General features: G+C 73.0%; 11 protein-coding genes. 10 read left to right on the top strand and 1 reads right to left on the bottom strand.

What is annotated here, in order from left to right; genetic code table 11:
- The first annotated feature begins 810 nt into the window (after nt 1-810).
- Together M3677_RS03570 and M3677_RS03565 are read left to right on the top strand one after the other, a co-directional pair.
- A complete protein-coding gene (locus tag M3677_RS03570; protein ID WP_251159920.1) occupies nt 811-3,330 on the top strand; it encodes an Rne/Rng family ribonuclease in 2,520 nt (839 codons plus the stop codon).
- Nucleotide 3,331: 1 nt separating this feature from the next.
- Nucleotides 3,332-4,318 carry a hypothetical protein gene (locus M3677_RS03565; protein ID WP_251159806.1) on the top strand — a complete coding sequence of 329 codons (987 nt, stop codon included), beginning with the start codon at nt 3,332-3,334 and terminating at the stop codon, nt 4,316-4,318.
- A 634-nt stretch (nt 4,319-4,952) separates the two neighbouring features.
- Here the strand turns inward: M3677_RS03565 and M3677_RS03560 are convergent.
- Nucleotides 4,953-5,240 (bottom strand): DUF4031 domain-containing protein, encoded by a 288-nt coding sequence (locus M3677_RS03560; protein WP_251159805.1) that lies wholly within the window; start codon nt 5,238-5,240, stop codon nt 4,953-4,955.
- A 178-nt stretch (nt 5,241-5,418) separates the two neighbouring features.
- Between M3677_RS03560 and rplU the strand changes: the two genes are divergently transcribed.
- The 8 genes from rplU to M3677_RS03520 all read left to right on the top strand — a co-directional run bounded on the left by rplU (nt 5,419) and on the right by M3677_RS03520 (nt 12,528).
- Nucleotides 5,419-5,727, top strand: a complete 309-nt coding sequence (gene rplU, locus M3677_RS03555; RefSeq protein ID WP_066653169.1) for a 50S ribosomal protein L21 — start codon at nt 5,419-5,421, stop codon at nt 5,725-5,727.
- 14 nt (nt 5,728-5,741) lie between these two features.
- Nucleotides 5,742-5,993 carry a 50S ribosomal protein L27 gene (gene rpmA / locus M3677_RS03550; protein ID WP_022905368.1) on the top strand — a complete coding sequence of 84 codons (252 nt, stop codon included), beginning with the start codon at nt 5,742-5,744 and terminating at the stop codon, nt 5,991-5,993.
- Between the two features lie 123 nt (nt 5,994-6,116).
- On the top strand, nt 6,117-7,634 hold the full coding sequence (obgE, locus tag M3677_RS03545; protein ID WP_251159804.1) for a GTPase ObgE: 1,518 nt from the start codon (nt 6,117-6,119) through the stop codon (nt 7,632-7,634).
- 7 nt (nt 7,635-7,641) lie between these two features.
- Complete coding sequence (proB, locus tag M3677_RS03540; RefSeq protein ID WP_066653176.1) at nt 7,642-8,460, top strand: glutamate 5-kinase; 819 nt, start codon at nt 7,642-7,644, stop codon at nt 8,458-8,460.
- Between the two features lie 351 nt (nt 8,461-8,811).
- Nucleotides 8,812-10,077 carry a glutamate-5-semialdehyde dehydrogenase gene (locus M3677_RS03535; RefSeq protein ID WP_066653179.1) on the top strand — a complete coding sequence of 422 codons (1,266 nt, stop codon included), beginning with the start codon at nt 8,812-8,814 and terminating at the stop codon, nt 10,075-10,077.
- 44 nt (nt 10,078-10,121) lie between these two features.
- Entirely contained in the window at nt 10,122-10,322 is a 201-nt protein-coding gene (locus tag M3677_RS03530) for a hypothetical protein (RefSeq protein ID WP_058728434.1), read from the top strand.
- An 11-nt stretch (nt 10,323-10,333) separates the two neighbouring features.
- Nucleotides 10,334-10,933, top strand: coding sequence for a nicotinate-nucleotide adenylyltransferase (gene nadD, locus M3677_RS03525; RefSeq protein ID WP_081984738.1), 600 nt, complete (start codon nt 10,334-10,336; stop codon nt 10,931-10,933).
- The gene (locus M3677_RS03520; protein ID WP_251159803.1) at nt 10,930-12,528 is read left to right on the top strand and encodes a hypothetical protein; all 1,599 of its coding nucleotides are present in this window, start codon (nt 10,930-10,932) and stop codon (nt 12,526-12,528) included. The genes nadD and M3677_RS03520 overlap by 4 nt, the downstream gene beginning before the upstream one ends.
- The last annotated feature ends 96 nt before the right edge of the window (nt 12,529-12,624 follow it).

Genomic DNA, 12,624 nt, shown 5'->3' with positions numbered 1-12,624 from the left:
ATCCGATGCCGAGCCGGTCGGGCCGGGTGTCCGACACGGAACGACACCGGACCGCACGCCGGGACGACGAACACCGGTCACGAGAACGAACGCGGGGGCGTGGACGCCACCCGTGACAACCACAGAATTCCCGCCGTCCGTCAGGACGCGAGTGGGGCCGAGGAGTGCACCAGATCCATGGTGGAGCAGAACACCGACAACCCGAACAACGAAGAAGTCGCACCGAAGCGCCGTGGCCGCCTGTTCGGCAGCCGTCGCGCCCGGTCCACCGGCCAGGAGGCCCGTGGTGACGTCGACACCGACACCAGCGACATCGAGACGGTCGCCGTGACCGACGACGCGCCGACCGACGAGGCCGCTGCGGTCGACGGACCGGTCGCCCCGGACAGCGCGTCGACGGACAGCGCCGCGACGGATGCCGAAGCGACGGACACCGAAACGACGGGCAGCGCGCCGACGACCCCCGAGCCGACGAACCCTGCGTCGACGACCCCTGCGTCGACGGACACGGCGACGGCGGACGACGCCGTCGAGGTCGCGGTCGAGCACGTCACGGCCGCCGCCGCGGAGCCCCAGGACGTCTCGACGGTCACGGGCAGCCAGCCCGTCGTCGACGCGTCGTCGGACGGCGGTGCAGCCGGCACCGAGCGCAGCACGGTCGCGGACGCACCCGCTGCGACCACAGCAGCCGACCCGGACGGGGCGACCACGGCGGACGACGCGTCCACCGCGGTGGCGACCGACGCGGTCGAGGTGGGCGGTGCCTCCCGGCCGGAGCCGGCATCCGCCCCGGAGGCGGACGAGCCCTTCGTGCCGAAGGCGACCAGCACCCTCAGCCTGATCTTCCACGCGCCGGTCCTGCCGGACCTGCCGGCCCTGCCGGCGCGCGCTGCGCGTGACGAGGACGACGACGAGGACGACGAGCAGGGCGGCAGCCGCCGTCGCTCGCGTCGTCGCGGGAGCAGTGCCGACCGCCAGGAGCGCGGTGTCCGTGAGCCGCGCGACCACCAGGAGCCGCGCCGCCGCGAGCCGGAGCTCATCACCGAGCCGCAGCGCATCAAGGGATCCACCCGCCTCGAGGCGAAGAAGCAGCGTCGCCGCGACGGCCGTGACGCCGGTCGTCGTCGCACGGTCATCACCGAGGACGAGTTCCTCGCGCGCCGCGAGAGCGTCGACCGCCAGATGATCGTCCGGTCGAGCTCGTCGAAGATCGAGATCGGCGTGCTCGAGGACAACGTCCTCGCGGAGCACTACGTCACCAAGTCGCACAACGTCTCGCTCATCGGGAACGTCTACCTCGGCAAGGTGCAGAACGTGCTGCCCTCGATGGAGGCGGCCTTCGTCGACATCGGCCGCGGTCGGAACGCCGTGCTCTACGCGGGCGAGGTCGACTGGAACTCGGTCGACACCGGCAACCACGGCCGACGCATCGAGGCCGCGCTCAAGCCCGGGGACAAGGTCCTCGTGCAGGTCACCAAGGACCCGGTCGGGCACAAGGGTGCCCGTCTGACCTCGCAGGTCTCGCTGCCGGGTCGCTACCTGGTCTACGTGCCGAACGGCTCCATGAACGGCATCTCGCGCAAGCTGCCGGACACCGAGCGTGCGCGCCTGAAGAAGATCCTCAAGGAGGTCCTGCCGGAGCACGCGGGCGTCATCGTCCGCACCGCTGCCGAGGGCGCGACCGAGGAACAGCTCACGCGCGACGTGCAGCGCCTGACCAGCCAGTGGGACGCGATCCAGAAGAAGGTGCAGAACGGGCACGCCCCGGTCATGCTGCACTCGGAGCCGGACCTGCTCGTCAAGATCGTGCGTGACGTCTTCAACGAGGACTTCACGAAGCTGATCATCGACGGCGAGGCCGCGCGCGGCACCATCGAGGAGTACCTCGACGCCGTGGCGCCCGACCTCAAGGACCGCGTCGAGATCTACGACGGCCCGGACTCGTTCGAGGAGTACCGCCTCAACGAGCAGATCGAGAAGGCCCTGGACCGCAAGGTGTGGCTGCCCTCGGGTGGCTCGCTCGTGATCGACCGCACCGAGGCCATGACGGTCGTCGACGTCAACACCGGCAAGTTCGTCGGCTCGGGCGGCAACCTCGAGGAGACCGTCACCAAGAACAACCTCGAGGCGGCCGAGGAGATCGTCCGACAGCTCCGCCTGCGCGACATCGGCGGCATCATCGTCATCGACTTCATCGACATGGTGCTCGAGTCGAACCGCGACCTGGTGCTGCGTCGTCTCGTCGAGTGCCTGAGCCGCGACCGCACGAAGCACCAGGTGGCCGAGGTCACCTCGCTCGGCCTCGTGCAGATGACCCGCAAGAAGATCGGTGTCGGGCTGCGTGAGTCGCTCGACGAGGTCAACGCCAAGGTCAACGACAACAACGCGGACCCCGGGCCCTCGAAGGGGCGCCGCAAGGGCCGCGGCAACGGCGGCTCGACCGGTGGCAACGGCAACGGCAACGGCCAGGGAGGCAACGGGCACGGTGGCAACGGCGGCTCGGGCAACGGGGGCTCCGGCAACGGGTCGACCGGCCAGTCGTCGCAGGCGCACCAGATCACCGAGGACGTCAAGAACGCGCTGTCCCGCATCGCGGCCTCGACCCTGCCCCACGACGAGGCGTCGTCCGGCGAACCGGTGACCGGCGTGGCGTCGCCGCGCGGCGGTGCGGCGGCCCCGGACCCCGAGGCCGCGGTCTCCGCCTCGGCCGATGCACCAGCGTCCGGTCCGTCGCCGGTGTCCGCGCCGGAGCGTGGCGCGGAGGACGCCGGGGGTGCGGGCAACCGTGACGGCGAGCAGTCGTCCGGGTCGAAGCGCCGCCGCCGTCGTGGCGGTCGTGGTGCCGGCAGTGCTGCACCCGAGCAGCGCGGTACCGACGAGCAGGATGCCGAACAGCACGGCGGCGAGCAGCGCGGGTCCGCCGTGCGCGACACCGACGAGGCCGTCCAGCACCGTTCCGGCCGCGCGGGCTCCGCTGGCGCACAGGAGACCCCTTCGCAGGGGTCCGCTCCCGAGCCGTCCGCGCAGGAGGCTGCTCCGGCGAAGACCGCGCCGACCCGTCGCCGCGTGAGCTCGAGCGCTCCCGTCACCCCGACCGAGAACACCGTCGCGATCCTCGACATCCCGGTGGCCGTGACCAAGCGTGAGCCGCGTCCGGTCCGGGACGACGCGGAGTCGCTCCTCGACTCCGTGCTGCAGGCCCTCCCGGAGCCGAAGCAGCCGGGGCAGGGCCGATCGCGGTCGCGCCGTGTGTCGTCGCCGAGCATCAGCGCACCGGCGTCCTCGGACGACGACGGGCAGGACGACGGCGCCGTGATCGTGGGGAACTGACGTGACCCACGCGGGCGACCCGAACGGTCGGCAGCAGGACCGCGGGTACTACGGTGCGGGCTGGTCGCAGCCCGCACCGCCCGCGGGCGGCCAGCCCGGTGGCCCGGCGTGGCCCGGCCGGCAGCACGTCGGCCAGCAACCCGGCGGCCAGCAGCAGCCGCCGTACGGCCGCCCGCAGGACGGTCAGCAGCCGTACGGTCAGCAGCCGTACGGCCAGCCGCAGGACGGCCAACAGCCGTACGGCCAGCAGGGCCGGGTGCGGTCACGGCCGCCCCGGACCGCGGATCCGCGCCGGGCGTTCGCACCCGGAGCGTCGGTCGCCAACGTCACGGGGGCCCTCATCGCCGTCGTGTCCGTCGTGCTCGTCGAGGTGGTGTCCGGCGTCCTCGGGCTGCTCGGGGCGTCCCTCGTCGTGCACCCCTTCTCGACGTACGGCACCGGGGCGAGCCTGCTCGGCAGCTTCGTGTCGGGCGTGTTCGCCTCGCCGTTCCCGTTCTACGTGGGAGCGTTCACGGCCCTCGCGTTCCTCACGCCGATCGCGCGGCGGAGTCCGCTGCCGACGGTGCTCCTCCGTGCCGTGCTCGCCGGTGCCGCGGGGACGGTCGCCCTGGCGCTCGTCGGGGTCTTCACCGGGTCCTACGCCGCGGTCCGGACGGGGTCGGGTGCCCGGCTCGTCATCGACGTCCTCACCGGGCCCCTGCAGAACGGCATCCCCTTCACCCTCATGCTCCTCGCGACGTCGACCGTGGCGTGGCTCTGGCTGGGACGTCCACGGGGAGGACGCCCGGGGCAGGGGCCGACGGGCGGACGACCGGGGACGGTCCGTCCTGCGGACGCCGTGCCCGCGCCGACCGTGCAGCCCGCCGTGCAGCCCTACGGTGCGCAGCAGCAGCAGCAGCAGTACGGTCAGCCGTCCGGGTCCCAGCAGGCCGCCGGCCAGCCGCCCGTGCAGCGGCCCGACGACCGGTGGACGCCGCCGACGCGCTGACACCGACACGCTCGGTCGCCGGGCACCGCCGGTGCGCTGGCACAGCCACCGGCGGGAGCCCGGCTCCGGGCGTCCGTCGTCGGCTCGCTCGACCCCGCCCGGCCACCCCGCGCACCGCCGGACCGCCGGACGCCGAACCGTGCCGACCGCACGGCGCGAGCTGCTGCTGACCACCGGGAAGCACCTCGCGCCACGCCGTCACGTGGTTCGACGTGCTCGACGTCGTGCGGACGCCGACAGCGCCGCCACACTGCCGCTCGCCAGCCGGTGGCCGCCACCCTGCCGCCCGCCGGCCGGGGGCTGCCGGCGACCGGCGGCTGCCGGCGTCCGGCGTCCGGCGGCTGCCGGCGTCCGGCGTCCGGCGGCTGCCGGCGTCCGGCGTCCGGCGCCCGGCCTCCCGCTGCTGCCGTCCGCTGTGGCGGCCGGCCGCCGACCGCACGCTACGGCGGGTCGCATCGATCGTCGTGCCATGGCCGACGGGACCGCGGCGACCCCGCGTCCTGCCGGGTGGGCCACCGGGCGCGACGCTGCGTGGCGGCGGCGGGGCGCGCCTCCCGGCCGTCGCGCCGCGGACCCGTGCGACGCGCCACGGAGGGAGCGCGTCGCCGACCGTCCGCGCGGCCTGCGCGGACGGTCAGTGCGCGTGCCGGTCCCGACCGCGCTTGTCGCGCTGCGCCACCCGCAGGCCGCTCGCGATGAGCCGGAGCACCAGCTCGCGCCCGGTCACCGCCGTCGCGCCCGCAGCCACCAGTTCGTGGTAGCGGGAACGCGGTACGTCGTAGTGGTCGTGGTCGAACGCGCGGCGGGGGATCCCGGCCCGTTCGGCGAAGGCGTGGAGTTCGTCGTAGGATGCATCACTGACGAGGTGCGACCAGACGGTGTCGTGGGCGGGCCACGTCGGCGGGTCGATCAGCACGGTCACGCGAGTCATCGTACGTGTGTCGCCGTTTGACCGGACCCGGGGGGATCGAGTATTCTCGATCCCTGGTGTCAGCGGGCCGTTCTGCCTGCGTCGCCGATCGGGCCCGGCCTCCGGGAGCCGCTCGTGCAGAAGTGGGCACCCGAGACTTCCCTCAAGCAGAGTACGTAAGGAATTCCACGTGGTTTACGCAGTAGTGCGCGCCGGCGGCCGTCAGGAGAAGGTCGAGGTCGGCACGATCCTCACGATCGACCGTGCCAAGGCCGACGACAAGGGCAACATCGACCTCGCCCCGGTGCTCCTCGTGGACGGTGACAAGATCACGTCGGCGGCTTCCGAGCTCGCGAACGTGACCGTCACCGCCCAGGTGCTCGAGGACCTCCGCGGCCCGAAGGTCGTCATCCAGAAGTTCAAGAACAAGACCGGGTACAAGAAGCGCCAGGGCTTCCGCGCTGAGCTCACCCGTGTCAAGATCACCTCGATCGCGTAAGGCGGGAGTAGAAGATGGCACACAAGAAGGGTGCGAGCTCCACTCGCAACGGTCGTGACTCGAACGCACAGCGCCTCGGCGTGAAGCGCTTCGGTGGCGAGGTCGTCAACGCCGGCGAGATCATCCTCCGCCAGCGCGGCACCCACTTCCACCCGGGCGCCAACGTCGGCCGCGGTGGCGACGACACGCTGTTCGCCCTCTCGGCCGGTTCGGTCGAGTTCGGCACCAAGGGCGGCCGCAAGGTCGTCAACATCGTCAACGCGTAACACCAGCGACGACAGACTCTGCGGGAGGGGCGGGCCACGTGCCCGCCCCTCCCGTTCTTTCGTGCACGACCTCGAGCGCCGCGGTACCGTCCGCGCGCTCGAGCCAGAACCAGGAGTGGACCCATGGCGACCTTCGTCGACCGCGTGACCCTGCACCTCACCGCGGGGAACGGCGGCAACGGCTGCGTGTCGGTCCGCCGTGAGAAGTTCAAGCCCCTCGCCGGCCCGGACGGCGGCAACGGCGGTGACGGCGGGGACATCGTCCTCGTCGCCGATCCGCAGGTGACGACCCTGCTCGGCTACCACCGCTCGCCGCACCGCTCGTCGAAGAACGGCCAGCCGGGCATGGGCGACATGCGCAGCGGTGTCAGCGGCGAGACCCTCGAGCTCCCCGTCCCGATCGGCACCGTGGTGCACGACGAGGACGGCGAGGTCCTCGCCGACATGACCGAGCCCGGCATGCGCGTCGTCGTGGCCCCCGGCGGTCAGGGCGGTCTCGGCAACGCCGCGCTCGCGACCACGAAGCGCAAGGCCCCCGGCTTCGCGCTGCTCGGCACCCCGGGGTGGACCGGCGACGTCAGCCTCGAGCTGAAGACGATCGCCGACGTCGCCCTCGTCGGCTTCCCCAGCGCCGGCAAGTCCTCGCTCATCGCCGCGATCTCCGCCGCGAAGCCGAAGATCGCCGACTACCCGTTCACGACCCTGACGCCGAACCTCGGCGTCGTCGAGTCGGGCGAGGTCCGCTTCACCGTCGCCGACGTCCCGGGCCTGATCGAGGGCGCGTCGGAGGGCAAGGGCCTCGGCCTCGAGTTCCTCCGGCACGTCGAGCGCTGCGAGGCGCTCCTGCACGTCATCGACTGCGCCACGCTCGACCCGGGCCGTGACCCGCTCTCCGACCTCGACGTCATCCTCGGCGAGCTGGAGCGCTACCCGGTGCCGGAGGGCCAGACCCCGCTCCTCGAGCGTCCGCAGCTCGTCGCGCTCAACAAGGTCGACGTGCCCGAGGCAGCCGAGCTCGCCGACTTCGTCACCGCCGAGCTCGAGGAGCGCGGCTACCGCGTGTTCCCGATCTCGACCGCGTCCCGCAAGGGTCTGCGCGAGCTGACGTTCGCCCTGGCCGAGGTCGTCGAGCAGGCCCGTGCCGACCGTCCCGCCGCGCCCGAGCAGGAGCGCATCGTCCTCCGCCCGAAGGCCGTCAACGAGAAGCCCTTCACCGTGCGCGCCGAGGGCGGCGAGGAGCACCGCTTCTACCGCGTCCGGGGCGACAAGCCGGAGCGCTGGGTCACCCAGACCGACTTCACGAACGAGGAGGCGATCGGCTACCTGGCCGACCGGCTCGCGAAGCTCGGCGTCGAGGACGGCCTGTTCAAGGCCGGAGCGGTCGCCGGGTCCACCGTCGTCATCGGCGGGGACGGCGGCATGGTGTTCGACTGGGAGCCCACGCTGACGTCGACCGCCGAGCTCATCACGAGCGCCCGCGGCACCGACGCCCGCGTCGGTGGATCGTCGCGCCCGACGCGCAACGAGCGCCGCGAGGAGTACTTCGAGCGCATGGACGCCAAGGCGGCTGCGCGCGCCGAGCTCGAGCGGGAGCGCGTGTCCGGCCTGTGGGCCGACGACGACCGGGACGACCAGGACTGACCGACGCATGACCGACGCGCGCGCACGCACCGACCTCGGGCCCGTCAGCCGGCGGCAGGACGTGCCGCGTGCGCGTCGGCTCGTCGTCAAGGTGGGGTCGTCGTCGGTCAGCGGTGACAACACCGGGCAGATCGCCGCGCTCGTGGACGCCCTGGCCGCGGCACATGCGCGCGGCACCGAGGTCGTGCTCGTGTCCTCCGGTGCCATCGCCACCGGGTTCCCGTTCCTCGGGCTCGAGGGACGCCCCGAGGACCTGGCGACCCAGCAGGCAGCGGCCGCGACCGGGCAGAACGTGCTCATGTTCCGGTACCAGAAGGAGCTCGACCGGCACGGCATCGTCGCGGCACAGGTGCTCCTCACCGCGGGGGACATGCAGAACCCGACGCACCGGGTGAACGCGCAGCGGGCGGTCGACCGGTTGCTCGCGCTGCGGGTGCTCCCCATCGTCAACGAGAACGACACGGTCGCCACCCACGAGATCCGCTTCGGGGACAACGACCGGCTCGCGGCCCTCGTCGCGCGGCTCCTCGGGGCCGACGCGCTCGTGCTGCTGTCCGACGTCGCGTCGCTCTACACCCGTCCGCCGGAGCACCCGGGGGCCGAGCCCATCGACGAGGTCCCGTTCGGCGACGAGCTCGCCGGCGTGACCTTCGGGTCGGTCGGGGCGGCCGGCGTCGGGACCGGCGGAGCGGGCACGAAGGTCGCCGCGGCCCGGCTCGCGGCCGAGGCGGGGACGTCGGTGCTCGTCACCGGGACCGCGCTCGTCGACCGGGCACTGGCCGGGGAGCACGTCGGCACCTGGTTCCACGCGGCGCCGCGGCGCTGACGGGACTCGGTCGGCCTGGAGGCACGGTGCCGGCCCGCTACGTCGGCCTGCGGTCGCGACGCCGGCGTTCGGTCGACGTCGGCCTGCGGTCGAGACGCCGGCGTTCGGTCGAGACGCCGCGGAGCGGGTGAGACGCCGCCGGAAGCGAGTCCGTCTCGGCGGCACCGGACCGTCCCGCGCCGACGGCGGCGTCTCACCGCGGCACGCTCCGCCCCGGCGGCAGGATCGCGAGCGGTGCCGGACACTCGCGGACGTGAGCCGAGTCCTGCACCGGAGTCGCGCCTCCCGGCCGTCTCCACAGGCATGACCCCACCAGCGTCACGAGCCCGGCGGCCGACCTAGTATCGGACCATGTCGCCGACCGTCACCGCCCCCACCCTCACCGACAAGCTGGTCGCGGCGCGTGCCGCCTCGACGGCGCTCGCGACGGCGACCACGGCGGTCAAGGACCAGGCACTGCGCGCCGTCGCGGTCGCCCTGCGTGCCGGGACGGACGCCATCGTCGCGGCGAACCACGGAGACCTCGTGGCGGGCGAGGACGGCGGGCTCTCCTCCGGTCTGCTCGACCGCCTGCGCCTCGACACCGCACGGATCGACGCCCTCGCCGGGGCGGTCGAGCACGTGGTGGGACTGCCGGACCCGGTCGGCGACCTCGTTCGCGGGTCTCGGTTGCCGAACGGACTCCAGCTCACCCAGGTCCGCGTGCCGTTCGGGGTCGTCGGGGCCATCTACGAGGCGCGCCCGAACGTGACCGTCGACATCGCCGCGCTCGCGCTGAAGAGCGGCAACGCCGTCGTCCTCCGTGGCGGATCTGCAGCGCAGCGCACCAACGCCGAACTGGTCGAGCGCATCCGCGGGGCGGTGGCCTCGGTGGGGCTGCCGGCGGACCTCGTGCAGACGATCGACGAGTTCGGGCGCCAGGGGGCGACCGACCTGATGCGTGCTCGCGGGCTCGTGGACGTCCTGGTGCCGCGGGGGAGTGCCTCGCTCATCCAGACCGTCGTGACCGAGTCGCAGGTGCCCGTGATCGAGACCGGTGCGGGCGTGGTGCACGTCTACCTCGATGCGTCGGCACCGCTGGAGCGCTCGGTCGACATCGTGCTGAACAGCAAGGTCCAGCGGCCGAGTGTCTGCAACGCCCTCGAGACGCTGCTCGTGCACGAGGCGGCTGCCGAGCGGTTGCTGCCGGTGCTGGCCGACCGCCTCCGAGCCGCCGGCGTGACCCTGCGCGGCGACGACGCCACCCGGACCATCGTCCCCGGCGTGCTCCGCGCGACCGATGCGGACTGGGCGACGGAGTCGATGGACCTGGACCTGTCGATCCGGGTCGTACCCGACGTCGACGCGGCGATGGCGCACATCGCGCGGTGGTCGACGCACCACACGGAGTCGATCGTGACCGACGACGTCGACACGGCCGAGCGCTTCCTGGCCGAGGTCGACTCCGCGGTGGTGATGGCGAACGCGTCGACGCGCTTCACCGACGGCGGCGAGTTCGGTTTCGGCGCCGAGGTGGGCATCTCGACGCAGAAGCTGCACGCGCGCGGCCCGATGGGACTGCCCGAGCTCACCAGCACCAAGTGGATCGTGCGCGGGCACGGACAGATCCGCGGCTAGACTGGGCCGCGACTTCCCACCCGATCGAACGGAGCACCGGACCGATGACCTTCCTCGCAGAAGCTGCTGAGCACGCCTCCGGGGTGCCCGCGTTCGTCTTCCCGATGTGCGGCGCGCTGTTCTTCACGTTCCTCGGGTTCGTCACCTGGAGCTTCCGCGACGTCGCGTACCGTCACTCGCACAAGTTCGAGGCCACCCGCCACCACGAGACGGGTGTCGACGAGTTCGGTCACACCAAGCTCTGACACGCCGCTCGATGCTCGAGAGCACGGGGCGCCCACGCATCGGCGTGATGGGCGGCACGTTCGACCCGATCCACCACGGGCACCTCGTGGCGGCGTCCGAGGTCGCGCGCGCCTTCGACCTGGACGAGGTCGTCTTCGTCCCCACCGGTCAGCCGTACATGAAGTCGGACGTCACCGACGCCGAACACCGGTACCTGATGACGGTCATCGCGACGGCGTCGAACCCGATGTTCACGGTCAGCCGGGTCGACATCGACCGTCCGGGGCCCACCTACACGATCGACACGCTCCGCGACCTGCGTGACCAGCGACCGGATGCGCAGCTCGTCTTCATCTCGGGCGCGGACGCCGTTCAGCAGATCCTCGACTGGAAGGATCATGATGGTCTCTGGGACCTCGCGCACTTCGTCGCGGTCACCCGTCCGGGCCACGATCTGAGCATCACCGGACTCCCCGAACGAGACGTGAGCTTGCTCGAAGTCCCTGCACTGGCGATATCCTCGACGGATTGCCGCGACCGGGTCAGGCGCGGCCACCCCGTGTGGTACTTGGTCCCCGACGGGGTCGTCCAGTACATCTCCAAGCACCACCTGTATCGGAGCGTTGCATGAGTTCGTCCGACGCGCAGCCGCCTCTCTCGCGGCGTGAGGCGCGCGAGCGGGAGCGTGCCGCCGCAGCCGGCGGGCAGCCGGTCACCCCGCCGCCGACCGTCGCAGCACCGTCCGACCAGCCCGAGGCCCGTCGTCGACCGGGCTCGCACGTCGCGCCGTCGCCGAGCGGCCCCGCGCAGTCGGCAGCCCGTCCCACCTCCGGCGACTCCGCTCCTGCCCCGCAGCCCGCCAGCGCGGTGTTCCCGCTCACCCCGGCTCCGGCCTCGGCGACGGAGATCGTGCCGGGGACCGGCGGCCTCACCCGTCGTCAGCTCCGCCTGATGCGCGAGGCCGAGGGGCAGGCGGTGCAGCCCGTGCCGCTGCGCGCGCCGACCCCGCAGTCCTCCGACCGCACCGTCCAGGACGTCATCGGGTCGGTCGGTCACCTCGACCAGGACACCGAGCGTCCGCGCCCGGCCTCGGCAGACCGCGGGTCGTCGACCCCGCCGCGTCCGGTCCCGGCGTCCGCGGATCGTCCGACCTCGGCGCAGGACCCGGTCCGGTCCGCCCAGGTCCCGCTCGCCCCGACCCCGGTCGTCGACGCCTCCGAGGCGACGGACGGGACCGGCGACGCCACGGACGCACCCGGTCAGGAGCCTGCCGCCGAGACCGAGATGCTCGACGCCGCTGCGGTGGCCCAGGCGACCGAGGCCGACGGCTCCCCGGACGCGATCGAGCCCCTGAGCGAGGCCGCGGCGCACGCCGAGGAACCCCGACGCCACCGCACGACCTGGGCGCCGCCGGAGACCGACGACGCCCCGACCACCGACGACGCCCGGGCCACCGACGACGGCCAGGCCACCGACGACCGCCAGACCGACGACGACGCACGGCGCTCGGACGGTGCCGCGGACGACGATGCTCCCCGAGTGTCGCCGTCGTCGGCGCCGATGGCCTCGTCCTCGACGCCCGTCGTCTTCCCGCTGTCGCTCGACGACGACACGAACGAGGTCCCGATCCAGCGCCCGACGCCGGCGACGGACTCCCGTCCCGACGACGGTGTCGACGCCGTCGGTGACGCCCCCCGCGTCCCCGCCGCGTTCCGTCGGAGCCCCGAGCCGAAGCCGGTCACGACGGCCTTCGAACCGCCGGCCGGTCACTGGACCCAGCAGGCGCGGGACGCCGGTGACGCCGAGGTGCACGACGTGACGGGCACGCGCCGCGTCGCGGTGCAGGACACCAACTCGATCGTGCTGCCGAACTCGGCGCTGGCCGACCCGACCGGGGCCCTGAACGCCACGGGTGAGGTCATCCTGACCGGTTCGATCGACCTGCCCGCGTCGCTGTCCTCCACCGGGTCACACCGACCGATCGACGGGTCCGAGGTCGACCGTCTGCTCGAGCAGCACGACGAGCAGCCGGAGACGGACGCGAGCCCCGTCCGGGCGAGCCGTGCGGTGTCGAGCCACACGTCCACCCGTCAGGTCGTGCTCGCCGCCGCGAAGCCGAAGGAGTCCCGGACCCCGGTCATCCTCGGCGTCACCGTCGGCGCCGTCGGTCTGGCGGCCGCCGGGGTCATCATCGTCGCCCTGCTCACCACCCACCTCGGCGGCTGACCGCCCGCCGACCCCTCGTCGAACGTCGCCCCGTCGCCCGACCCGGCCCACCGGCCTGGCCGCTGTCGGCGGGGTGGCCTATGATCAGGACCCACC

The organism is Curtobacterium sp. P97, from assembly GCF_023712445.1.
Taxonomy (GTDB): domain Bacteria; phylum Actinomycetota; class Actinomycetes; order Actinomycetales; family Microbacteriaceae; genus Curtobacterium.
The sequence above is the reverse complement of the archived record's forward strand: the minus strand, read 5'-3'. Positions and strand labels throughout refer to the sequence as shown.